Below are 24,410 nucleotides of genomic sequence, written 5' to 3'. Positions count from 1 at the left end.
TCATATATCTTGACGTTAAGAATCTTACAATTATTTTACCTCAAGATGCAATGCCGGCCAAGGGCCGCGCACGACGGGGCTCGATGATGAAATTTCTCTGGGATTCGGCGCTCGGCCTGCTGGTGATCACCGGTGGCCTGCTCGGCCTGACGCTGCCGTTCGGCAAGCTCGCCACGGCTGCCGGTGTGCCGGCCATGGTCTGGGCCTTCGTCATCTCGCTCGGCGCCGGCGGCGTGCTGCTGTTCGCCCTGCTGCTGCGCGGCCAGCGCATCCGGCTCACCGCGCACAAATTGCGCTATTTCTTCATCACCGCGGCGGTGTCCTATGCCGTCCCGAACCTGATGATGTTCTCGGCCATTCCGCATCTCGGCGCCGGCTACACCGGCATCATGTTCACGCTGTCGCCTGTCATCACGCTGGTGTTCTCGATCGTGTTGCGTGTCCGGCGTCCCAACATGCTGGGCATCGCCGGCATCGCCGTCGGCTTCGTCGGCGCGGTCATGGTGGCGGTGACGCGCGGCGAGGCCGGCCAGCCGGCCGATTTGTTGTGGGTGGTGATGGGCCTGCTCATCCCGGTCAGCCTTGCCGCCGGCAACATCTACCGCACGGTGGACTGGCCGGAAGGCACCGGTCCGATCGAGCTTGCAGTTGGCAGCCACCTGGCGTCGGCGGCGATGCTGTTTGTTGGCATTCTCGCTCTGTTCGGCGCCGGGACCTTCGCACTCCTCGGCGGCGTGCCGTTGGTCGTCGTCGCCCAGGCCGCGTCGGCGTCGGCGATGTTCGCCTTCTTCTTCCGCCTGCAGTCGGTCGGTGGCCCCGTCTATCTCAGCCAGATCGGCTATGTGGCAGCGGCGGTCGGGCTGTTCGCCGGCACGGTCTTCCTTGGCGAACATTATCAGCTGCTGACCTGGGCTGGCGCGGTCATCATCACGGCCGGCGTCTTCATCACCACCAAGGCACAAAGCCAGAAAGCGTAAGCGGCCTCGGCTGAGTGGCATGGGTCATGCCGGCCGCCATGGCCGCCGGCGCGGGTTCACCTGAATTTGTCTCTGGATTCGCTTTATCTTCTTGTTTGAGCGTGGTCTTTTCCGAAAGCCGTTTCCGCTTCCGGGACATCGAGGAGCCAGCCATGACTGAACCAAAGGTTCCGGAGGGAACTCCTGTCGGCGTTGCGGATTTTCGAGCCGCGATGCGGCTGATCGTCGGCAATGTCAGCGTCATCACTGCAGGTGTCGGCGAGGATCGCTCCGGCCTGGTGGTCATTTCGGTCGTCTCGCTGTCGGCCGAGCCTCCCAAGGTGATCGCCTGCGTCAACCGGTCGTCGTCGACCTGGCCGTTGATCGAACGCTACCGGCATTTCGGCGTCAATTCGCTCGGACCCCAGCATCAGCGCGTGGCCGAGCGGTTTTCCGGTTTTGGCGGCATCAAGGGCAAGGACCGCTACGAGGGTGCTGAATGGATGACGCTGAAGACCGGAGCTTCATTGCTTTCGGACGCGGTGGCTGCCTTCGACTGCAGCCTCGACGAGATGATCGATCGCGGCACGCATTCCATCGTCATCGGCACGGTCGAGGCCGTGCGCACCCACGATGCCGGGCAGGCGCTAATCTACTGGCGGGGCGGTTACAGGCCGCTCGACGCCTAGGATGTGCTGATATTCAGGTGATGCCGGCCTGCAAACGACGTTCCTGCGCGTCCGGTGGATCAGACCGAGCCTTTTTCCGCCAGCACCATGTAGTTGACGTCCATGTCCTTGGAGCGCGCCCAGCGGTCGGCAAGCGGATTGTACGTGACGCCGGTGCGGTCGATGATGCTCAAGCCGGCGCCGCCAAGCGCCTTTTCGAGTTCTTCCGGGCGCACCAGCTTGCCGAACTGGTGGGTGCCGCGCGGCAGCCAGCGCAGCACATATTCGGCGCCGATGATGGCCAGTCCGAGCGCCTTCAGCGTGCGGTTGATGGTGGCCACGAACATGATGCCGCCGGGCCGGACCATTTCGCCGCATTTGGCGACGAACAGGTCGATGTCGGCGACGTGCTCGACCACTTCCATGTTGAGGATGACGTCGAATTTCTCACCGGCATCGGCCAGGTCCTCGGCCGTCGTTGCGCGATAATCGACGCTCACATTGCCCTCGGCCGCGTGCAGCTTCGCCACTTCGATGTTCGTTTCGGAGGCATCCGCTCCGACCACCTCGGCGCCAAGCCGCGCCATCGGCTCGCACAAAAGCCCGCCGCCGCAGCCGATGTCGAGAATGCGCAGGCCCTCGAAAGGCCGTGCCGCGCGCGGGTCGCGGCCGAAGCGTGTCGCTATCTGGTCGCGGATATAGGAGAGCCGGACCGGATTGAACTTGTGCAGCGGGCGAAACTTGCCGTTCGGGTTCCACCATTCGGCGGCAAGAGCGGAAAAGCGTTCCACTTCTCCGGCATCGATCGTCGATCGTCGGGGCTCTGGCATCGGTTGTCTCCTCAAGTGCTAGGAAGTCGGGCGTGGGGCGGCGAATGTCAAGGCAACAATTTTCCCCTTCCGCCAGGGCGATGCATTCTGTCAGGGCATGTCAGTTGCGGGTGCCGCGGGTGAAACACAATTGGCCGGGCAGGCGAAGGAGTGGCATCGTTTTGACGTCGAGGGAGTGGACGATTACACCGATGACGGCTTCCATCCTTTGGCGCCGGCTGGACGTGGAAGGCCACGACGCCTGCCTGCTTTCGCCGACCGACGGCGGGCAGAGCCTCAAGGACAGGCGATCTTCGTCCATGACGGCCAGCCATGCTGCCTTGCCTATGAGGTGATTTGCGAGGCTGGCTGGCGCACACGATCGGCGCGGGTCGACGGCTTTTCGGCTCGCGCGAGCTGCACTACGCGATCGAACGAGGGTCCAGCGGCCGGTGGATGCTGAACGGCGAAGTCCAGCAGGGCGTCGCGGGGCTTGTCGACGTCGATCTTGGCTTCACGCCGGCATCGAACCTGCTGGCGATCCGTCGGTTCGACCTCGGCATTGGGGAGGCGACGCCCGCCCCGGCCGCCTACCTGACCTTCCCCGAACTCAGGCTGGTGCGCCTCGATCAGACCTACCGGCGTCTCGACACGGTACGCTATGCCTATGCCGCGCCCATGTTCGGCTATGACGAGGTCCTCGACGTGTCGCCGCACGGTTTCGTTGTCGATTATCCCGGCCTGTGGAGAGCCGTCGCACAGCCAGGCTGACCCAGCATCCCTTTGTGCAGGGTGTCTGTCCCAGCGACGGTGGTTGATAGGGCTTCCTTAACATGAAATTTACGAGGTTGGCGGTTTCCTGAAGCACGAGCGGGATTCGGCATATAGATTGCCTTTCCTAGAATCGGATGGCTTGGTGCGGATCAAGACCCAGATTATCGCTACTTTGCTGAGCGCAGCGGCCTTGATCGGCCTGGTGGGCGGCATTGCAATAGTCTCCCAGATGTCGCTGACCAGATCCGCCGCACTGGCTGAGGCGACGAGCGTTGCACGGCAACTGGCGGCGGCGATCGCCTTCAAGGCTGCCGATACGCCACGTCCGCTGTTCGAGAGACCCGAGGCGCTGCGTGAATTCGTAACCTCGCAGCACATCGGCTCGAAACGCGACCTCGTGGTCGTCGATCGCGGCAAGATCATTCTGGCCGACGTTCCGGGTGAAGAACAAAATATCGGAACCGCGTTCGATCATGATCGCGGCAACGAAGTCGGCCGCACGCTCGATGACGGCGAGCCGCGCGACTTCGTCGAAAGCAGCGCCGACGTGTCAGAGGCGATCAACCTGGTCGCCGTACCGATCAAGGATGCTCCGGGCAAGATCGTCGGCGCAGTCCTGTTTGAGTACACGCCGCTGCTGCGCGCCGCCCATCTGCGCACCAACAACATGCTCTGGCTTGTCGGTCTCAGCACCGCGGCCGCCGTGCTGATCTCGGCGCTCTCGGCTTTCCYTTTGCTGCGCGGCTTTGGCGCTGGCCTTTCCGGCCTCAACCGCGGCATCGAATCGCTGGCGCGCGGCGACGCCGGGGCACGGATCGGCCGTACCTCCAATGACGAGTTCGGCCTGTTGGCGCAAGGGTTCGACCGCATGGCATCCGAGCTCGAAGCCTCGCGTGGGCAACTCGTCGAGCAGAAGGCCTATATCGAGGATATCGTCCGTACCGTCGCCGAGGGCATTGCCGTTATCGACGGCAACGGCCAGATCGTCTCGGTCAATCCCGCAGCGGCCGAAATCATCGGCTTGCGCAACGACAAGATCGAGGGCCAGGACTGGCCGTCGGTCCTCCATATGCGAGGATTGTCGGGAGACAGGCTGGCGCAGGGCACATCCCCGATCGAACTGGCGCTGACCACGGGTCGCCAGCATCAGGCCGAGGTGCGGTTGGTAAGGCCTGATGGATCGTATTTGCCGGTGATTGCGAGCTGCAGTCCGCTCAATCGCTCGGATGGCGGCATCGTGCTGACGTTGAGCGACATCGGCGAGTTGCGCAGCGCCGAGCGCGCGGTCAGCGATCGCGCCGAGGAACTGTCGACGCTGAACCGCGAACTGAAGGAGACGTCCCAGGCAACGACCCGCCTGGTCAAACTCGGGGAGTTGCTTCAGGCTTGCGTCACCTTCCAGGAGGCTTTTTCCGTCGTCGGGTCGGCCATGCCCGACTTCTTTGGCGGTTTGAGCGGAACCGTTCATCTGACCAGTGCCTCGCGCAATCTGGTCGAGGAGATGGCGCATTGGGGCGCGGTCCGTTCGAGCGTTGGCCAGTTTGCGCCGGAAGATTGCTGGGCGCTGCGGCGCGGCCAGGAGCATGTTGCCGGCCCCGGCATGCTGACGCCGCGCTGCAGCCACATCACCGAGAATGGCGGCCGCGGCTATGTCTGCATGCCTCTGGCGGCACAGGGAGAGACGCTTGGCATCGTGCATCTGTGCGAACCAGACGCCGCCGACAAGCCGGATTGGCTGACCGAACGGCAGCAGATCCTGCGCGGCGTCGTCGATACGCTGGCGCTGGCGCTGGCCAATTTGCGCCTGCGCGAAACGCTGCGGCAACAATCGATCCGTGATCCCAACACCGGGCTCTACAACCGCCGCTATCTCGAGGAAACAAGCAGTCGCGAACTGAGGCGCATGGAGCGCGCAGAACAGCCCCTGGCGATGATCATGCTCGATGTCGATCATTTCAAGCAGTTCAACGACACGTTCGGCCATGAAGCCGGCGATCTCGTCCTCAAGCAGGTCGGCGCCACGCTGCTCGACCACGCCCGGGAAAGTGACGTGGTGTCACGCTATGGCGGCGAGGAATTCGCCCTGATGATGCCGGCGACGTCGCTCGCCGATGCCGCCGAGCGCGCCGAAGCGCTGCGAAAAGCGATCAAGCAGCTTCACCTCGCTCATCGCGGCCGCACGCTTGGCACCATCACCGCGTCATTCGGGGTGGCTTCCTTTCCGGAGCTTGGCGCGTCCTGGGCGGAGATCGTCAACGCCGCGGACCGCGCGCTCTATCAGGCAAAGGCGGATGGGCGTGACCGCGTCGTCGTCGGGCTGGGCAAGGCCCCGGCCGACCGGCACCAGGCCAAGGCCAGCAAAACACTGGCTTGAGGTCCGGTGTCCCGCTGTCGCACCCACCCAGAAACGCAGTTGCGTCAGGGCAGGTCGCGGTTGTCGATCACGACAGGATCATTCCGGGCCGGGCTGCTTGGTGTCGAGTACGTCGCGCAGTTTCGCCGCCAGTTGCTCGATGGTGAACGGCTTGGCCAGGAAGTGCACGTCGTGGTCGAGCACGCCGTTGTGGACCACGGCGTTCCTGGTGAAGCCCGTGGTAAAGATCACCTTCAGCTGCGGCATGCGGGCGACCGCTTCCTCCGCAAGCTTGCGGCCGTTCATCACCGGCATGACGATATCGGTGAACAGAAGGGCGATGTCGGGGTTTTCGGCCAGCGCCTGCAGCGCTTCCTGGCCGCTGCCGACATGGATGACGGTGTAGCCGAGTTCGCGCAGGGCATCCGTGGTTGAGGCGCGCACGCGTGCATCGTCCTCGACGACAAGGATGGTTTCGGTGACCGGAGCCATGGGGTTGTCGCCTCGCCCCGCCGGCACGGCGACCTCCTCCTGTCCGAAGAAGCGCGGCAAATAGATCTTGATGGTCGTGCCTTCGCCGGGCTCGGAATAGATCTTGACGTGACCGCCGGACTGTTTGACGAAGCCGTACACTTGGCTCAGCCCCAGGCCCGTGCCCTTGTTGACCGGCTTGGTGGTGAAAAAGGGCTCGAAGGCCTTGGCCATGGTGTCGGGCGCCATGCCCGAACCGGTGTCGCTGACGGCGACCATCACATACTGGCCGGCTTTGACCTCGGCATTGGTGGCAGCGTAGCTGTCGTCGAGGTGGCTGTTGGCGGTCTCGATGGTCAGCTTGCCGTCGTCGCCCATGGCGTCGCGCGCGTTGACGGCAAGGTTGAGAATGGCGTTCTCGATCTGGCTCGGGTCGGCATGGGTCTTCCACAAGCCTCCCGCCAGCACGGTTTCGATGCGGATGGTTTCGCCGAGCGCCCGCCGAAGCAGGTCGGACATTCCAGTCAGCAGGCGGTTGGTATCGACGATCTGCGGCGCCAGCGGCTGCTGGCGCGAGAAGGCGAGCAGCCTGGCCGTCAGATTTGCCGCCCGGTTTGCCGCGTCGATCGCTGCTTCGATGAATTTTGCGATGTCGTGCTCGCCGCGCTCCAGCTTACGCTGGGCGAGGTTCATGGCGCTGATAATCACCGCCAGCATGTTGTTGAAGTCGTGGGCGATACCGCCTGTCAGCTGACCGACCGCCTCCATCTTCTGCATCTGGCGGATCTGGGATTCGGCCTTTTCGCGTGTCTGGATCTCATTGCCGAGCGCGATGTTCTTGCGCGTCAGCTCATCCTGGGCGACGGCCACCTCGCGGTAGCGGCGTCGGGATTCGCGGATGGTGAAGGTGCCGAGCAGAAAGATCGCCAGCAGCGCTGCCAGCGAGCCGATGCGCAGCCAGGTCTCGACCTGGTCCGTGTGCTCGTCACGCTCGGCGACGGCGGCGGCGCCGATGCGCCGGATCGTATCCATGCTGGCCCGGATCTCGTCCATGGCGGCCTTGCCCTGACCGCTGCGGACCATCTCCAGCGCCTTCGCCGCGTCACCCTTGTCATAGAGGGCGATCGTTTCGGACAGCTCCGCCTGCTTTTGCGCAAGCGCATCCTTGATGTGACTGACCTGCGGGGCGAGCTGGTCGTCCGAGGCTGTCATGGTGTCGATACGGGCGAGTTGCCCCGGGATTGCCTCGACCGCCTTCCGATAGGGTTCGAGGTAGGATTTCTCGCCGGTCAGCAGATAGCCGCGCTGGCCGCTCTCGGCATCCTGCGCCAGTGAAAGCAGCCCGGAAAGCAGTTCCTGATATTCGATTGTCTCACGCGCGGCGGCGCGATTGGCCCGCTGGCTCTCGACCAGCACGGCGCGCGTGCCGACGATCAGCGCCAGCACCGCGAAGCCGATGAAAAGCGGGAGCGATTGCCATCGGGTGGCGCGTCGAAGACGAGCAATCATCTGTTATGCCGAACCAAATGGGAATTCCCGCGGGCAGCATTTCGTAAGCGGCGGCGGACCGGAACGCAATATGCCATGTTCTTGAAGTCGGCAATCCGCCGCCAGCCTTGCGAAAGCTTCATCATTTGGCTAAGGAGGCCGCGCATTCAGCGGCCGGCATCAGCTGGCCTTCCGCTTTTCGGGATTCCGCTTTTGGGCTGGGTCCGGCTTCAGTCAAAGGCATTTCGCTTCCATGGCGCGCATCGTGATGAAATTCGGCGGAACCTCCGTCGCCGACATCGCCCGCATCCGCAATGTGGCGCGTCACGTCAAACGCGAGGTCGATGCCGGCCATGAGGTGGCGGTGGTCGTCTCGGCGATGGCCGGCAAGACCAATGAACTGGTCCAATGGACGCGCGAAGCCTCGCCGATGCACGACGCACGCGAATATGATGCAGTCGTCGCTTCCGGCGAACAGGTCACCGCCGGCCTTCTGGCAATCACCTTGCAGAACATGGGCGTGCACGCCCGTTCCTGGCAGGGCTGGCAGATCCCGATCAAGACCGACAATGCCCACGGCGCGGCGCGCATCCTCGACATCGACGGCGCCTTCCTGATCAAGCGTTTCGGCGAGGGCCAGGTGGCGGTGGTCGCCGGCTTCCAGGGCATCGGCCCGGACAATCGCATCGCCACGCTTGGCCGCGGCGGTTCCGACACCAGCGCTGTGGCGATCGCCGCGGCGGTCAAGGCCGATCGTTGCGACATCTACACCGACGTCGACGGGGTCTACACCACCGATCCTCGCATCGAGCCGAAGGCGCGGCGGCTGGCCAAGATCTCGTTCGAGGAAATGCTTGAAATGGCCTCGCTTGGCGCCAAGGTTCTGCAGGTGCGTTCGGTCGAGCTTGCCATGGTGCACAGGGTGCGTACCTTCGTGCGGTCGTCCTTCGACRATCCCGATGCGCCCGGAATGGGGGATTTGCTCAATCCGCCCGGAACGCTCATTTGCGACGAGGAAGAGATCGTGGAACAGCAGGTCGTCACCGGAATTGCCTATGCCAAGGACGAAGCGCAGATTTCGCTGCGCCGTGTCGGCGACCGGCCGGGCGTCGCCGCCGGCATCTTCGGGCCGCTGGCCGAGGCCAACATCAATGTCGATATGATCGTCCAGAACATTTCCGAGGACGGCAAGTTCACCGACATGACCTTCACCGTGCCGTCGGGCGATGTCGACAAGGCGCTGGCCGTGCTCGAGCGCCTGAAAGCCTCGATCGGCTACGATGTCGTGCAATCGGAAGCCGGCATGTCGAAGGTCTCGGTCATCGGCATCGGCATGAGGAGCCATGCCGGTGTCGCCGCCACCGCTTTCAAGGCGCTGGCCGACCGTTCGATCAATATCCGCGCCATCACGACCTCCGAGATCAAGATTTCGATACTGATCGACGGTCCGTACACTGAACTTGCGGTTCGTACTTTGCATTCCGTCTACGGTCTGGATAAGCAGTAGCGAGAACGATTTGAGTTGTTGCTTGTGCGCCGGTCGCAGTGGAAACTGCGGCGGGCAAAATGCCCATTGGAGAAGAAGCCGCGATGCGTGATCAGGCCAGTGGCCCGCGCGTTTTGCTGAAACGGCTCCGCGAGCTCATGCAGGAGCCGCTGGAGCCGCAGGAGCGGCTTGACCGGATCGTGCGCGACATCGCCTCCAACATGGTCGCTGAAGTCTGCTCGCTCTACGTGCTGCGCGCCGATTCGGTGCTCGAACTCTACGCCACCGAAGGTTTGAACCCGAACGCCGTCCACCTGGCGCAGCTGCGGCTGGGGCAAGGCCTGGTCGGCACGATCGCGGCCAGCGCGCGGCCGCTCAACCTTTCCAACGCCCAGGAACACCCGGCCTTTGCCTACCTGCCGGAGACCGGGGAAGAGATCTACAATTCCTTCCTTGGCGTGCCGGTGCTGCGGGCAGGGCGCACGCTGGGCGTGCTGGTCGTGCAGAACAAGACCATGCGCCACTACCGCGACGACGAGGTCGAGGCGCTGGAAACCACCGCCATGGTCATTGCCGAGATGATCGCCACCGGCGATCTGGCGCGGCTGACCCGGCCGGGCCTCGAACTCGACCTGCGCCGTCCGGTCAGTTTCACCGGCCTGTCCTTCAACGACGGCGTCGGGCTTGGCCATGTCGTGCTGCACGAGCCGCGCATCGTCGTCACCAATTTGTTCAACGAGGACAGCGAGGAAGAGGTCAGGCGGCTCGAGACCTCGCTCGGCTCGCTGCGGCTCTCCATCGACGACATGCTGGAGCGCCGCGACGTCGCCTTCGAGGGCGAGCATCGCCAGGTTCTGGAAGCCTATCGCATGTTCGCCAACGACCGCGGCTGGGTGCGCCGGCTGGAAGAGGCGATCCGCAACGGCCTGACGGCGGAAGCGGCTGTGGAAAAGGTGCAGAGCGACATGCGTGCCCGCATGCTGCACATGACCGATCCCTATCTGCGCGAGCGGATGAGCGATTTCGACGACCTCGCCAACCGGCTGCTGCGCCAGCTGATGGGGCGCGGGCCGGAAGATGTCGCGGCGTCGCTGCCGAAGGACGCCATCATTGTCGCCCGCTCGATGGGCGCCGCCGAGCTGCTCGACTATCCCCGCGACAAGATGCGCGGGCTGGTGCTCGAGGACGGTGCTGCCACCAGCCACGTCGTCATCGTCGCGCGCGCCATGGGCATTCCTGTCGCCGGCCAGATGAAAGGCGCCGTTTCCATGGCGGAAAACGGCGATGCCATCATCGTCGACGGCGAAGAGGGCGTGATCCATTTGCGGCCGCAGTCCGACCTTGAGGCCGCCTATGCTGAAAAGGTGCGTTTCCGGGCACGCCGGCAAGAAGTCTATCGCGAGCTGCGCAAGAGGCCGTCGACGACGAGGGACGGTGTCCAGGTCGACTTGTTGATGAATGCCGGTCTTGCCGTCGACCTGCCGCAGCTTGCCGAGGCGGGCGCGGCCGGCATCGGCCTGTTCCGCACCGAACTGCAGTTCATGGTCGCCTCGACATTTCCCCGCGCCGAGGCCCAGGAAAAGCTTTACCGTGACGTGCTCGAGGCAGCGCGCGGCAAGCCGGTGACCTTCCGCACCATCGACATCGGCGGCGACAAGGTGCTGCCCTATTTCAAGGGAGCGATCCAGGAGGAGAACCCGGCGCTCGGATGGCGGGCGATCCGCCTGACGCTTGACCGGCCGGGCCTGCTGCGCACCCAGATCCGCGCTCTGCTCAAGGCCAGTGGCGGACGTGAACTCAAGCTGATGCTGCCGATGGTGACCGAGCTTGGCGAGATCGCCCAGGCGCGCGAGATCATCGACCGCGAGGTCAGGCATCTGTCGCGCTTTGCCCATCATTTGCCGACCAGCCTCAAGCTGGGCGCGATGCTGGAAGTGCCGTCGCTTCTGTTCCAGCTCGACGAATTGATGAAAGCGGTCGACTTCGTCTCGGTCGGTTCGAACGATCTGTTCCAGTTCGTCATGGCCGTCGACCGCGGCAACACGCAATTGGCCAACCGGTTCGATACGCTGTCGGCGCCGTTCCTGCGCGTCCTGAAGCAGATCGCCGATGCCGGCATCCGCAACCATACGCCGGTAACCCTGTGCGGCGAACTCGCTGGCAAGCCGATCTCGGCGATGGCGCTGATCGGTCTCGGCTTCCGCTCGATCTCGATGTCGCCGGCCTCGATCGGCCCGGTTAAGGCGATGTTGACGGAACTGCCGCTGGATGAGTTGGAGGCGTTCTTCAAAGACAATCTGATGGCGCCGGCGCAGGGGCTGCCGATGCGGGCGCTGCTGCAGGCCTTTGCCGACGACCGTTCGATCCCATTGTAGCATCCTTATCATGGTCAATTTGCCCCGCGATCGTATGGATCAAGTCGTCAAGCGTTTCGAGATGCTCGAAGCGCAGATGTCGGCTGGCCCGGCGCCGGATGCCTATGTGCGGATGGCGTCGGAGTACGCCGAGATCCAGGACATGGTGGCCAAGGTCAGGGCGCTGCGCTCGGCCGAGCATGAGCAGGCCGATCTTGAAGCCATGCTTGCCGATAAGGGTACCGACGCTGAAATGCGGGCGCTGGCGGAGGCCGACCTGCCGGAGGTCGAGGAGCGCATCGAGGCGCTGCAGAAGGACATCCAGATCCTGCTGCTGCCCAAGGATGCCGCCGACGACAAGAACGCCATTCTCGAAATCCGTGCCGGCACCGGCGGCGACGAGGCCGCGCTTTTCGCCGGCGACTTGTTTCGCATGTATGAGCGCTACGCCGCCGAACGCGGCTGGCGTTTCGAGACGGTGTCGGCCAGCGATGGCGATGCCGGCGGCTACAAGGAAATCATCGCCACGATCTCCGGCAAGGGCGTCTTTGCGCATCTGAAATTCGAATCCGGTGTGCACCGCGTGCAGCGCGTGCCGGCGACCGAGGCGAGCGGGCGCATCCACACCTCGGCCGCCACGGTCGCCGTGCTGCCGGAGGCCGAAGAGGTCGACATCGACATCAGGGCCGAGGACATCCGCATCGACACCATGCGCGCCTCGGGCTCGGGCGGCCAGCACGTCAACACCACCGATTCGGCTGTGCGCATCACCCATCTGCCGACCGGTATCATGGTGGTGCAGGCGGAAAAGTCGCAGCACCAGAATCGCGCCAAGGCGATGCAGATCCTGCGCGCCCGCCTCTATGACCTGGAGCGCAGCAAGGCGGACGAGGAGCGCTCCGAATCGCGCAAGTCGCAAGTCGGCTCCGGCGACCGTTCCGAGCGCATTCGCACCTACAATTTCCCGCAAGGCCGCGTCACCGACCACCGCATCAACCTGACGCTGTACAAGCTCGACCGGGTGATGATGGGCGAACTCGACGAAGTGATTGACGCGCTGATCGCCGATCACCAGTCGAAGCTGCTCGCCGACATCGGCATCGATGGCTGATCGACTGCCCGAGGCGCTGGGGCCGCTGCTGCGGCAGGCGCAGGCTCGGCTCGCCGCTGCCGCCGTCGACGATCCGGCGCTCGATTCGAGGCTGATCGTCGAACATTTTTCCGGCACGACGCGCACGCAGGCGATTGCCGATCCCAACCGCAAGATCGACGGAAGCGCCATTGCGGCAATTGTTGATGCCTTGAGACGGCGCGCCGGCGGCGAGCCGGTGCATCGCATCCTCGGCTATCGTGAATTCTATGGTTTGCGCCTGTCGCTGTCGCCGGAAACGCTGGAGCCGCGGCCGGATACCGAAACGCTGGTCGAGGCGATGCTGCCTTTCGTCAGGGCAGTGGCAGTGCGGGAAGGCGAATGCCGCATCCTCGATCTTGGCACCGGCACCGGCGCCATCGCGCTGGCGCTGCTCAGCGCCGTGCCGGCCGCGATCGCCACTGGCGTCGATATGTCCGCGGGCGCGCTGGCGACGGCAACCAGCAATGCAAGGCAACTGGGCCTCGCAGGCCGATTCACGGCGCTCCAGTCGGACTGGTTCGAAAAAGTTTCCGGCCGGTACCATGTAATTGCCGCAAACCCTCCCTATATACCGTCAGAAGACATTGGAAATCTGCAGGACGAAGTCCGCAATTTCGATCCGCGCCTGGCCTTGGATGGTGGCGAGGACGGTCTGAACCCCTACAGGATCATCGCCGCGGAGGCGGCAAGGTTTTTGGAAGCTGAAGGCAGGATTGCGGTCGAGATCGGCCACACGCAGCACAACGAGGTCTTGGAAATATTCGCCGTAGCCGGCTATCTGCCGGGCGGTGCATTTCAGGACCTTGGCGGAAACGACAGGGTTCTTGTCTTTAAAAGGACAAAGCCTTGACGCAGTGCAAAAAAAGCGCTTGGCAATGCCGGGGAATGCGGCTAGGGTCGCCTTAACCGGATGAGACGAAGCAGGCAGTGCTCTTAGCGATTCGGTCTTCCTTGGAAATAGCTGCCTTCTTGCGCAAACGATGCCCAAGCTTCGTGCGGGAATCGTCCGGCAAGTGATGTAACCGGAACAGGATGGCACGTGGCGCCAACGCAATTGATGCGGGCGAACGCCGGTGAAGAAACGAAGCGGCTGGCTGCATGAGCGCCTCCGTTCGTGAAGAGTTTTCGAAAATTTCAAAATGAAGAGAGTTTGATGAGGCCACAACAGCAGAACAGGCGCATGCGCGGTCGCAACAATAATGGCGGCGGCGGTGGCAATAACAACAATAACAACAACAACCGCAAGGGACCAAATCCCCTGACGCGCAACTACGAGAGCAACGGCCCGGACGTGAAGATCCGCGGTTCGGCTCAGCAGATCGCCGAAAAATACGCCACCTTGGCCCGTGATGCGCATAGCTCCGGCGACCGGGTCATGGCGGAGAACTATCTCCAGCACGCCGAACACTACAATCGCATCATCGCAGCCGCGCAGGCGCAGATGCCGATCCAGAACACGCAACAGAATCGCGATGATTTCGACGATGACGGCGACGAGGATCGCGACGAGTTCGACAATGCCGGCAACAGCGGCAACACTATTTCCGATGTCCAGGTACCGGTGATCAACCATGGCGCCGGGCCGCAGCCGGTCATCGAAGGCATGCCGGCCGAGGTCGCGCTCAACCGGGAAAACGGCCGCGACAATCGTGATGGCAATAACGGGCGTGACAATGGCGGGCGCAACAATGGCGGTCGCGACAACAATGGTGGACGCCATCGCGATCGTCGCCCCAATGGCGGCTACGGCCAGAATGGCCAGCGCGACTATGGCTCGTCCGCCGAGCAAGGCGGCCAGCCCCAGCGCAACGAGGCCCCGACCCCGATCGAAGCCGCTTCGCCGACCGAGGCCAGCGAATCCGTTGCGGCCGCCGAGCCGGCTCCGTTGTTCGAAAACCTGTCGCCGGCAGGTCTTGCCGCCCAGGCCGAGCTCAATGAGGCGGTCGCCGAAAGCGGTGCTGCCCGTCGCCCGAGGCGCCCGCGCCGTCCGCGCGTCAGCGCCGATCAGGTCGACAGCGGCAGCGACAATGTCAATTCCGGCGCCGATGCCGGCGAGGTGGCTGCGGCCCCGGCCGACGGCGGCAATGCCGAACCGGTCAAAGTCGACATCGACAACTGATCGAACGACATTTCAGGATATCGGACGGCGGAGAGAAATCTCCGCCGTTTTCGTTTTGTGCCTCGATGGAATATTGTGCGTTGACCGACATCAAGGCGTCTTGAGACAGCATGGCCTATGCACCATATCTCGGCTGAACTGGACCCGGCTCGAATGGGCGGGTCCGTCACCGCAATCGGATCCGGTGCCGCAAAGCGGGCCGGTGATGGAAGGAGACAGATATGAACCTTGAGAAATACTCGGAGCGCGTGCGCGGCTTCATCCAGTCCGCGCAGACCATGGCGCTCTCCCGCAACCACCAGCAGTTCACACCCGAACACATCCTCAAAGTGCTCGTCGACGACGACGAGGGCCTGGCCGCGTCGCTGATCGAACGTGCCGGCGGCAACGTCCGCGACGTCAAGCTTGGCGTCGAAACGGCGCTCGAAGCGATGCCCAAGGTCGAAGGCGGCAACGGCCAGCTCTATCTGGCGCAGCCGCTGGCAAAGGTGTTTTCGACCGCCGAAGAGCTGGCCAAGAAGGCCGGCGACAGCTTTGTCACCGTCGAGCGGCTCTTGCAGGCGCTCGCCATGGAAAAATCGGCCAAGACCGCCGACATCCTGGCCAAGGCCGGCGTCACCGCGCAGGCGCTCAACCAGGTCATCAACGATGTCCGCAAAGGCCGTACCGCCGATTCGGCGAGCGCCGAACAGGGCTACGACGCGTTGAAGAAATACGCGCGTGACCTGACCGCGGATGCCCGCGCCGGCAAGCTCGATCCGGTCATCGGCCGTGACGATGAGATCCGCCGCACCATCCAGGTGCTGTCGCGCCGCACCAAGAACAATCCGGTGCTGATCGGCGAACCGGGCGTCGGCAAGACGGCGATAGCCGAAGGCCTGGCGCTGCGCATCGTCAATGGCGACGTGCCTGAATCGTTGAAGGACAAGCAATTGATGGCGCTCGACATGGGCGCGCTGATTGCCGGCGCCAAATACCGCGGCGAGTTCGAGGAGCGGCTGAAGGCCGTGCTCTCCGAAGTCACCTCGGCCGACGGTAACATCATCCTGTTCATCGACGAGATGCACACGCTGGTCGGTGCCGGCAAGGCGGATGGCGCCATGGATGCGTCGAACCTGTTGAAGCCGGCATTGGCGCGCGGTGAACTGCACTGCGTCGGCGCCACAACGCTTGATGAATATCGCAAGCATGTCGAGAAGGATGCTGCCCTTGCCCGCCGCTTCCAGCCGGTGTTCGTCGATGAGCCGACGGTGGAAGACACCGTCTCGATCCTGCGCGGCCTGAAGGAAAAATACGAACAGCACCACAAGGTGCGCATCTCGGATTCGGCGCTGGTTGCGGCGGCGACGCTGTCCAACCGCTACATCGCCGACCGCTTCCTGCCGGACAAGGCGATCGATCTCGTCGACGAAGCCGCCTCGCGGCTGCGCATGCAGGTCGATTCCAAGCCGGAGGCACTCGACGAGATCGATCGCCGCATCATGCAGCTGAAGATCGAGCGCGAGGCGCTGAAGGTCGAGACGGACGATGCGTCGAAGGATCGGCTCGCCCGCCTGGAAAAGGAACTCGCCGGGCTCGAGGAGGAATCGACCGAGATCACCACCAAGTGGCAGGCCGAGAAGCAGAAGCTCGGGCTTGCCGCCGATCTGAAGAAGCAGCTCGACGAGGCGCGCAACGAGCTTGCCATTGCGCAGCGCAAGGGTGAATTCCAGCGCGCCGGCGAGCTTGCCTATGGCAAGATCCCGGAACTGGAAAAGAAGCTGAAGGAAGCCGAAGCCCAGGACGGCAAGGTCGGTATGGTCGAAGAGGTGGTCACTCCCGACCATGTCGCCCATATCGTCTCGCGCTGGACCGGCATTCCGGTCGACAAGATGCTGCAGGGCGAGCGCGACAAGCTGTTGCGGATGGAAGACGAGATCGGCAAGCGCGTCGTCGGCCAGGGCGAGGCGGTGCAAGCTGTCTCGAAGGCCGTGCGGCGGGCGCGTGCGGGCCTGCAGGATCCGAACCGGCCGATCGGCTCGTTCATGTTCCTCGGACCGACAGGCGTCGGCAAGACCGAACTGACCAAGGCGCTTGCCAGTTTCCTGTTCGACGACGAGAGCGCCATGGTGCGCATCGACATGTCGGAGTTCATGGAGAAGCACTCGGTCGCCCGGCTGATCGGTGCACCTCCCGGCTATGTCGGCTATGAGGAGGGCGGCGCTCTGACCGAAGCGGTGCGGCGCAGGCCCTATCAGGTCGTGCTGTTCGACGAGATCGAGAAGGCGCATCCGGACGTGTTCAACGTGCTGCTGCAGGTGCTCGATGACGGCCGCCTGACCGACGGCCAGGGCCGCACCGTCGACTTCCGCAACACGCTGATCATCATGACGTCGAACCTTGGCGCGGAGTATCTCGTCAGTCTCGGCGAGGACCAGGATGTCGATCAGGTCCGCGACGAGGTGATGAATGTCGTCAAGGCTTCGTTCCGGCCGGAGTTCCTCAACCGCGTCGACGAGGTGATCCTGTTCCACCGGCTGCGCCGGCAGGATATGGGCCGCATCGTCGAGATCCAGCTCAAGCGGCTGGAGAGCCTGCTGACCGATCGCAAGATCACGCTGTCGCTGGACCAGGAGGCGATCGACTGGCTGGCGGCCAAGGGTTACGACCCGGCCTATGGCGCACGGCCGCTGAAGCGGGTGATGCAGAAGGAACTGCAGGACCCGCTGGCGGAGAAGATCCTGCTCGGCGACATCCTCGACGGCTCGACCGTCAAGGTGACAGCCGGTTCCGACCGGCTGAACTTCCGCTCGAAGCCGACGATTGTGGCGGCCGAGGCGGCAGCCTGATCCAACGCCGCGCGTCCAGCCTGGACGCGCGGCCTTTCATACAAGCGGGGGCGCGGATGACGCTGGACGACTACAACAGCTTCTGCGCTTCGCTGCCTTCGACAAACCACGTCGTCCAATGGGGCGGCGCTCATGTCTGGAAGGTCGGGGCCAAAGTCTTTGCGATCGGCGGCTGGGACCAGGGCCAGCAGCTCTTCGTCACCTTCAAATGTTCCGACATCGCCTATGACGTGCTCAAGGAGCAGCCGGGCTTGCGGCCGGCACCCTATCTTGCTTCGCGCGGCATGAAATGGATCCAGCGTCAGACAAGCCAGAGCATGGATGATGACGCGCTGAAGGACTATCTGCGCGAGAGCCATCGCCTTGTTGCCCTGAAGCTGACGAAGCAGGCGCGCAGGGAGCTGGGACTTGCCGCAAGCTAGCTGATATTCATCGAGGCGCCGGGAAACCGCCATCTTCATGCCCGGTTCATATTGGAACCATATGGTGGTGAACTGGTTTGCTGGCGAAGGGGTTCGCCGTACAGGGACACTGCCGGGCGGCGGCAATTACGGACCGGAGAGTTTGGCCACCATGCTGCGCACGATCTTCACCCTTTCGGTACTCGCCGGCGGGCTTTTGTCCTCTGGCGCGCTCGGCGCGCCGACGCAGGACAGCGCACCACGGGTTGCCCGCGCTGCCGACGATGGCGGCATCCTCGTCGCCCAGGACGGCAATCTCGACATCTATTACGACGCCAGGGGCAACCGCGTCATCGTCGATGCCGATACCGGCAAGGTCATCGCTATCCAGCCGCCGCAGACGCGGCTCGACCGGCGCGCGCTGCGTCGCGAGACACGGCTGCGCGAACTGGGCCGCGTCCCCGATGACAATGACCGCTACTATCTCGACGATCCGCAAGACATGGCGCGGTTCCGTCGCAAGCAGTTGGAAGAAGAAGGCCGGGTCATCCCGCCGCCGGCGGACGAATATGATCCTAACAGCGACAATTCCGTGGAAGCTTATCCGCCGCCACCGCAGGACGACGGCAGCTACGACAACAATTATCCCGATGCGCCGCAGTCGACAGAGCCGGGCACGATCAAACGCCAGCCGCTGAACGAGGCCTCGATTGACCCTGCCCAGCCGGCGTCTCCCTCCGAGCAGGCGGGACTGCCGCCAACGACTGGGGGCAAGTCGACCGTCGAGCCGGCGCTTTCGCTGGGAGCACGTCAGGATGTCGCGGCGCTGCAGGTGCTGCTCGACCGGGGTGGCGCTTCGCCTGGCGTCATCGATGGGCGTTTCGGTTCGAATGTCGACAAGGCGCTCGCCGCCTACAACCAGATCACTGGCAGCAATCTGCGGTCGACCGATGCGGTCGGCATCCAGGCGGCTCTTGCGCAGTCTGGCGGCGATGCCTTCGCCAATTACACCATCACCCCGGAGGATGCGGCCGGTCCCTATGTCGCCTCGATCCCGGAAGACTACAGCCAGAAGGCGCAGCTCGACCGCATGGGCTATACGTCGGTGACCGAGGCGCTCGCGGAGCGCTTCCACATGGACGAGAACTACCTCAAGGCGCTCAACCCGGACGCCAACTTCAATCGTCCCGGTACGACCATCAAGGTCGCCAATTTCGGCAAACTGGTCTCGACGCCGGTTGCCCGTATCGTCGCCGACAAGGGCAGGAAAGAGGTCTTCGCGTATGATGCGGGCGACAAGCTGGTGGCGGCCTATCCCGCAACCATCGGGTCTGCGGATACACCGTCACCGTCCGGCATACACGCTGTATCGCGCGTCGCTCTCGATCCGAACTACACCTACAACCCCAGCATCAATTTCAAGCAGGGTCAAAACGACAAGGTCCTGACGATTCCGCCARGTCCGAACGGTCCGGTCGGCTCGGTGTGGATCGCTCTGGACAAGCCGACCTACGGCATCCACGGCACGCCGGATCCGTCGAAGATCGGCAAAACAGAAAGCCATGGCTGCGTGCGCCTGACCAACTGGGATGCGCGCGAACTGGCCAAGCTGGTCTCGCCGGGCGTGACGGTGGAGTTCGTCGACTGAAGCTGAAGCAGCGCTCCGAAACGCTCAGCCGATGATCCTGCGCACCCACTTCGCGCCAGGGGTTACCGCATAGACCAGTTGCACCACCAGGATAAATCCGACGCTGAGTAACGGCGTGATCAGGCACAGTGCCGCGCCGACCGCCCACAGGATCTGCGCCTTGACGATGCGCAGATAGACCGTGCGGCTGGTTTCCGCGTCGACATCCTCTGCCAGGAAGCCGTTTTTCTCCGCATAGCGCCAGCTGGCGAACAGCGTGACGCCGAGCATCAGCAGGTTGAGCCAGTAGACCAGCATCGCGGTTCTGAACTCGAGGAAGTCGGCCAACAGATCGGTCGAGAACGGCAGCAAGGCAATGAAGGCGAGAAAGCAGAGGTTCAGCGTCGCAAGCCGCCGGTCGGATTTGGCGATCAGCCCATGCTGCGCCTGTTGGCCGAACCAGAAGATGGTCAGCGTCAGGAAGCTCAAGGCATAGGTCAGGAAGCGTGGTGCCAGTGCCGCGATCGCGGCAAGCAGATCGCGCTCCGAATGGATCGCCTCGTGCGCCGGCACCCTGATTTCGAGGACGATCAGAGTGAGGGCGATGGCGAACACGCCGTCGGTGATACCGACGATACGGCCGCGTCCCTCCGCCGATGCTTCAAGTGGCCGCTTCATCGACTTTTCCCCCCTCTGCAATTTTCCAGAAAGCTAGCCAGAACCTAGCATGACTGCCGCCTTGTGCATCCGGACAGGCGCAGTCCTGGCCATATGGCTGGTTTCAAGGACAGCAAGCCACTGGCCGGTTGTTGCCAACACGCCTGCGGTCTAAGCAAGGTTCCATGCATTCACCAAGCGAAGCCGCCGCCGTTCCGCTGACCAGTCCGGCCACCAACGGCACGTTCTGTCCGCCATCGCAACGGCGATTCGTGCTGATTGCGGCGATCCTGGCCTCGGCGCTCGGTTTCATCGACGGTTCGATCCTGGCCATCGCCATGCCGGCGATTCGCGTCAACCTTGGTGCCAACCTGGCGCAGGCGCAGTGGATTTCCAATGCCTATGCTTTGACGCTCTCGGCACTGATCCTTGCCGGGGGCGCCGCCGGCGATCGATTCGGTCTGCGCCGCGCCTTCGTGGCAGGCATTGCGCTGTTCATTGTCGCCTCGCTTGCCTGTGCGCTGGCGCCGAATGCGGTGGTGCTGATCGCATTTCGCGCGCTGCAGGGCATTGGTGCGGCGATCATGGTGCCGGGCAGCCTCGCCATCATCGCCAAGGCCTATCCGAAAAAAGAGCGCGGCCGCGCCATCGGCATCTGGGCCGCGGCTTCGGCGCTGACCACGGCACTTGGCCCGGTGCTCGGTGGTTTCGTGCTGTCGGCATTCGGTGACGGCATCTGGCGGGCGATCTTCGCGGTCAACCTGCCGCTCGGCCTGATCTCGATCTACCTACTGCTGGCCAAGATCCCGGCCGATGCGCCGACGGAAAAACGCAGCCTGGATCTCGGCGGTGCCGCACTGGCGACATTGGCCTTCGGCGCGCTCGCCTACGGGCTGACCTCGATGAGCGCCAGCGGCGAGGGCCATTTGTCGGGGCCGAGCATTGCCGTTGGCGCCGTGCTGCTCGCTGTATTCATCGCCTTCGAGCTTTGGCAGCGCGAGCCGATGATCGATCTGTCGCTGTTTCGCGTGGGCGCTTTCGCCGGCGCCAATGCCGCGACGTTCTTCCTCTATTTCGCGCTGTCGGCCAATCTTTTCTATCTGCCGATGCTGCTGATCGCCGGCTGGGGACTGAGCACGGCCGAGGTCGGCTTCATCTTCCTGCCGCTGTCGGCATCGATGGCACTTTTGTCGAGGCCCGTCGGCCAGTTGTCCGACCGGATCGGGCCGCGCTTTCCGATCGCCTTCGGCAGCCTTGTCGTGGCTTTCGCCTTTGCAGGACTTGCCTTGCTCACCCATGCCGGCATCCACAATTTCTGGACGGGAACATTTCCGCTGATGGGGCTGATGGGGCTTGGCATGGCGCTGGTCGTGTCGCCACTGTCGACCGCGATCATGACGGCCGTGGAAGACAAGGATACCGGTGCTGCCTCCGGCATAAACAATGCTGTCTCGCGCATCGGCGGCCTGATCGCGGTGGCAGCGATGGGCTCGCTYGCGGCCTGGGTCTACGCGAAAGCACTCGATGGGAATGCGACGCCCGGCGTGCCAGGCTTTGGCGAACCGGCGATGGCTGGGCTGGCGCCGGCAGTCGATGCGGCGAGGCTCGCCGCCGGCGACGCGGCGTTTTCCGCCGTCTCTTCGGTGACGGCGCTGCTCTGCCTGCTTTCGGCAGTCATCGCGTGGACGACCATTTCCGGTCAGTGGCTGCCATGGCCGCGGCGTGTGGAAAATCCGCAAGGCTGAAAATCAGCGAATCAGCCGTCGATCTTGGCGCTCGCAACCTTCAGCGAGTCACTGTCTTCCTGCTTCAGCAGATCGTCGATACGCTCGCGTTCGCGCTTGAAGGCGACGAGATCATCGCCCTTCAGCACTTTGCCGACTGGCAGCCTGACACGCATCGAATCGACTTTGGTGCCGTTGACGATCAGCTCGTAATGGAGATGCGGACCGGTGGAGAGGCCGGTCTGGCCGAGATAACCAATGACCTGGCCCTGGCGAACGCGCACGCCTTCTTCGATACCTTTGGCAAAGGCGCTCTGGTGATTGTAGGACGTCTCGTAGCCATTGGCATGACGAATGATGATCTGTTTGCCATAGCCGCCGGCCCAGCCCGCCTTCTCGACGACGCCATTGCCGGCGGCGATGATCGGCGATCCGATCGGGGCGGCCCAGTCCGTACCTGTGTGCATGCGGACATAGCCGAGGATAGGATGCCTGCGCGCACCAAACCCGGAGGTAAATCTCCCGTTTGGCAGTGGGTTGCGCAGTAGGAACTGCTCGGCGCTGCTGCCGTCCTCGTCGAAATAGTCCGCGCTACCGTCCTGCATCTGAAACCGGTAGAAGTTGCGCGTTTGCCCACCGAAGGTCGATGAGACATAAAGCAGTTCGGACTCGTCGGACGCTTGGTCGTCGCCGTCCGGCTGCGAGAACAAGACTTCGAGGCGATCCGCCGGATTGAGTCGCGACTGGAAGTCGACGCCGGATGCCAGCAGCTTGACCAGTTGCTGGGTCATCTTTTTCGACATGCCATAGGAATAAGCGGCGCGGTAGATGCCGTCATAGATGTTCGGCAAATTTCCGCGCACCACCACGGGCGGTGAGTCGTCGAACGCCGTCAGTAATTCGGGGTTCGGATCCGGCTCCTGCGCCGGCACATACTGGCCGCGATCGTCGAGCGCGATGGTGACGATGTGCTGCGTTCGGTCGTAGACGCTGGTGCGCACGACCTTGGCGGCGTCGCCATGCACCTCGAGACCGACACGCAGCACAGTTCCGGCCTTGAGCGCCGTCGCGTTCAACAGCTTGGCGATCGCTTCGGCCATGCCGGTGGCGTCTTCTCCCGTATAGCCCGAATCGGCAAAGGCCTCGGTAATGTCGAGATCCTTGGTGAAGGGAATGATTTCCTCGGCGAAAGCCGGCGCCTGATCGTCGGCGGCGGCGCGTGGCGCCACCGAGACGTTCTCCGGCACGATCTTGACATCATAGGAGCCGGCCATGCTCTCGGCAAAGGCGTCGCCGAACCGCTGCGGGTCGACATAATGGAGTGACGCGACCTGCACGGCGCCATCGCTGAGGTCGGTGCCGGCTTCGCGCACCACCTTTTCCACCTCGTCGGCGGAGAGGTCGCTCTTTTCGTCGAAAGCCGCCGTATCGACCGGGAAATCGACGGTCTTCAGGCTCATTTCGCTTTCGACCTTGGCGCCGTAGATCTGGCCGGAAGCGGCCGAGGCTGTCGCCGGCTGCGCAGCACTGTCGTCGCCGTCGTTGCCGAACACCTGCATCGGGTCGAAAGGCGGGTAGGGGCGGCTGGTGGTGTGGCCGGCGGCAAGCGCCATCTTGATCTGCACGAAAGGCATGGTGTGGATGACGTCACGGTCGCCGACCTTGGTCACCATCGACACTTCCATCCGACGGCGGTCCTTGGCCTTGGCGATCTGACGCGGCGCCACCAGCCTTGTCGTCTTGGCCACCTCGCCGGAATCGCCATTGCCGGCAAGATTGATCAGTTCCGCAATCTCGGGTGGCGTCGCCAATTGCTGACGTCCGTCAAGGGCAGCGAACAGTGCCACCCCCATCAGCACGCTTGAGGTCACGCCGGTGAGGAAGGTGCCTGACAGCCAGCGTGCGGAAACCTCGCGCCGGTCGGGCGGGCCGCTGCGGCCGTCCGCGATAAGCGGCGGCTCGTTGCCGAGTTCGGCTATGACATCTTCCGTGTCTGGCATCCAGAAAGGCTGCTTCTTCCCCGGGCGGAACGGCTTGTCGCTTTTGTTATGGCCGTGACATTTGCCTGTCATGGCCGGTGAAGTCAACGAAGCCTACGCCCCGGTCGAATTCCCCTCGCGCACTTCTCTTGTATAGGGCGCTCTATAAAGAGGGGCGGTTCACCTTCTCTGCAAGGCTCATCGCGCACCCCTGTATGAGGCTCTTGAAAGAGGCGCTGCGCCGTCGGCGCGGTGCCGCTTTCGTTGGCTTCGGTGTCGAACGGCAATGCGGCGGCAATAGGGCTCCTTCGTGGTCACCCGTCCGGCGTTGTCGCTGTTCCCCAAGGGCAGCCGGCTATCAACAGACCGGGCCCGAGATTTCTGTCGCAAAAAGTTCAAAAACTTTGAGATGGCTGTTGACAGTTGTTGAAGGTGGCGACTATATACGCCTCACCAACGAGGGCGGCACGCCGCTGGCGACGAAGAAGTTTGCTTCTAAGCCTGCCCGTTGTGAGATTCAAGAGAGCCGCGTAAGCGACACTCGGACGGCCCCGGAGCCAAAAGCGAAACGGGCCACGACACTG

17 protein-coding genes are annotated in these 24,410 nt (G+C 63.6%); 13 read left to right on the top strand and 4 right to left on the bottom strand.

The genetic code is table 11. The features are described 5' to 3' along the window. Positions 1 to 86: 86 nt before the first annotated feature. Together AC1D0I_RS28830 and AC1D0I_RS28825 are read left to right on the top strand one after the other, a co-directional pair. Entirely contained in the window at positions 87 to 977 is an 891-nt protein-coding gene (locus AC1D0I_RS28830; protein WP_477300170.1) for a DMT family transporter, read from the top strand. 152 nt (positions 978 to 1,129) lie between these two features. Beyond that, positions 1,130 to 1,645, top strand: a complete 516-nt coding sequence (locus AC1D0I_RS28825) for a flavin reductase family protein (protein WP_477399419.1) — start codon at positions 1,130 to 1,132, stop codon at positions 1,643 to 1,645. Between the two features lie 59 nt (positions 1,646 to 1,704). Here the strand turns inward: AC1D0I_RS28825 and ubiG are convergent, their stop codons facing one another. After that, positions 1,705 to 2,454 (bottom strand): bifunctional 2-polyprenyl-6-hydroxyphenol methylase/3-demethylubiquinol 3-O-methyltransferase UbiG, encoded by a 750-nt coding sequence (ubiG, locus tag AC1D0I_RS28820; protein WP_111548894.1) that lies wholly within the window; start codon positions 2,452 to 2,454, stop codon positions 1,705 to 1,707. Between the two features lie 435 nt (positions 2,455 to 2,889). On the opposite strand from ubiG, the gene AC1D0I_RS28815 reads away from it, so the two are divergent. Together AC1D0I_RS28815 and AC1D0I_RS28810 are read left to right on the top strand one after the other, a co-directional pair. Next, positions 2,890 to 3,204, top strand: a complete 315-nt coding sequence (locus tag AC1D0I_RS28815) for a putative glycolipid-binding domain-containing protein (protein WP_477399417.1) — start codon at positions 2,890 to 2,892, stop codon at positions 3,202 to 3,204. Positions 3,205 to 3,349: 145 nt separating this feature from the next. Further along, complete coding sequence (locus AC1D0I_RS28810; RefSeq protein WP_477399415.1) at positions 3,350 to 5,581, top strand: diguanylate cyclase; 2,232 nt, start codon at positions 3,350 to 3,352, stop codon at positions 5,579 to 5,581. Positions 5,582 to 5,659: 78 nt separating this feature from the next. Here the strand turns inward: AC1D0I_RS28810 and AC1D0I_RS28805 are convergent, their stop codons facing one another. Then, positions 5,660 to 7,540: a CHASE3 domain-containing protein gene (locus AC1D0I_RS28805; protein WP_477399413.1), complete on the bottom strand. Its 1,881-nt coding sequence runs from the start codon at positions 7,538 to 7,540 to the stop codon at positions 5,660 to 5,662. Between the two features lie 232 nt (positions 7,541 to 7,772). Here AC1D0I_RS28805 and AC1D0I_RS28800 point away from each other — a divergent pair, with 232 nt between their 5' ends. The 8 genes from AC1D0I_RS28800 to AC1D0I_RS28765 all read left to right on the top strand — a co-directional run bounded on the left by AC1D0I_RS28800 (position 7,773) and on the right by AC1D0I_RS28765 (position 19,487). Then, the gene (locus tag AC1D0I_RS28800; RefSeq protein ID WP_477399411.1) at positions 7,773 to 9,026 is read left to right on the top strand and encodes an aspartate kinase; all 1,254 of its coding nucleotides are present in this window, start codon (positions 7,773 to 7,775) and stop codon (positions 9,024 to 9,026) included. 83 nt (positions 9,027 to 9,109) lie between these two features. Then, the gene (gene ptsP, locus AC1D0I_RS28795) at positions 9,110 to 11,380 is read left to right on the top strand and encodes a phosphoenolpyruvate--protein phosphotransferase (RefSeq protein ID WP_477399409.1); all 2,271 of its coding nucleotides are present in this window, start codon (positions 9,110 to 9,112) and stop codon (positions 11,378 to 11,380) included. Between the two features lie 10 nt (positions 11,381 to 11,390). Beyond that, positions 11,391 to 12,470 (top strand): peptide chain release factor 1, encoded by a 1,080-nt coding sequence (gene prfA / locus AC1D0I_RS28790; protein ID WP_095084818.1) that lies wholly within the window; start codon positions 11,391 to 11,393, stop codon positions 12,468 to 12,470. Beyond that, on the top strand, positions 12,463 to 13,341 hold the full coding sequence (prmC, locus tag AC1D0I_RS28785) for a peptide chain release factor N(5)-glutamine methyltransferase (RefSeq protein ID WP_477399407.1): 879 nt from the start codon (positions 12,463 to 12,465) through the stop codon (positions 13,339 to 13,341). The genes prfA and prmC overlap by 8 nt, the downstream gene beginning before the upstream one ends. A gap of 303 nt (positions 13,342 to 13,644) precedes the next feature. Next, a complete protein-coding gene (locus tag AC1D0I_RS28780) occupies positions 13,645 to 14,610 on the top strand; it encodes a DUF4167 domain-containing protein (protein WP_477399405.1) in 966 nt (321 codons plus the stop codon). Between the two features lie 221 nt (positions 14,611 to 14,831). Beyond that, positions 14,832 to 17,438: an ATP-dependent chaperone ClpB gene (gene clpB, locus AC1D0I_RS28775; protein ID WP_095084815.1), complete on the top strand. Its 2,607-nt coding sequence runs from the start codon at positions 14,832 to 14,834 to the stop codon at positions 17,436 to 17,438. Between the two features lie 56 nt (positions 17,439 to 17,494). Then, positions 17,495 to 17,860 (top strand): MmcQ/YjbR family DNA-binding protein, encoded by a 366-nt coding sequence (locus AC1D0I_RS28770; RefSeq protein WP_457152869.1) that lies wholly within the window; start codon positions 17,495 to 17,497, stop codon positions 17,858 to 17,860. Between the two features lie 151 nt (positions 17,861 to 18,011). After that, positions 18,012 to 19,487, top strand: a complete 1,476-nt coding sequence (locus AC1D0I_RS28765) for a L,D-transpeptidase family protein (protein ID WP_477399421.1) — start codon at positions 18,012 to 18,014, stop codon at positions 19,485 to 19,487. A gap of 24 nt (positions 19,488 to 19,511) precedes the next feature. On the opposite strand, the gene AC1D0I_RS28760 is transcribed toward AC1D0I_RS28765, so the two are convergent. After that, the gene (locus tag AC1D0I_RS28760; protein WP_477299732.1) at positions 19,512 to 20,144 is read right to left on the bottom strand and encodes a TMEM175 family protein; all 633 of its coding nucleotides are present in this window, start codon (positions 20,142 to 20,144) and stop codon (positions 19,512 to 19,514) included. A 164-nt stretch (positions 20,145 to 20,308) separates the two neighbouring features. Between AC1D0I_RS28760 and AC1D0I_RS28755 the strand changes: the two genes are divergently transcribed. Then, positions 20,309 to 21,868, top strand: a complete 1,560-nt coding sequence (locus AC1D0I_RS28755) for an MFS transporter (RefSeq protein ID WP_477299731.1) — start codon at positions 20,309 to 20,311, stop codon at positions 21,866 to 21,868. Positions 21,869 to 21,879: 11 nt separating this feature from the next. On the opposite strand, the gene AC1D0I_RS28750 is transcribed toward AC1D0I_RS28755, so the two are convergent. Beyond that, on the bottom strand, positions 21,880 to 23,847 hold the full coding sequence (locus AC1D0I_RS28750; protein ID WP_477228450.1) for a M23 family metallopeptidase: 1,968 nt from the start codon (positions 23,845 to 23,847) through the stop codon (positions 21,880 to 21,882). Between the last annotated feature and the right edge of the window lie 563 nt (positions 23,848 to 24,410).

Source organism: Mesorhizobium sp. P2_D1 (genome assembly GCF_056404455.1).
This window is presented reverse-complemented; position numbering and strand designations above follow the sequence as displayed.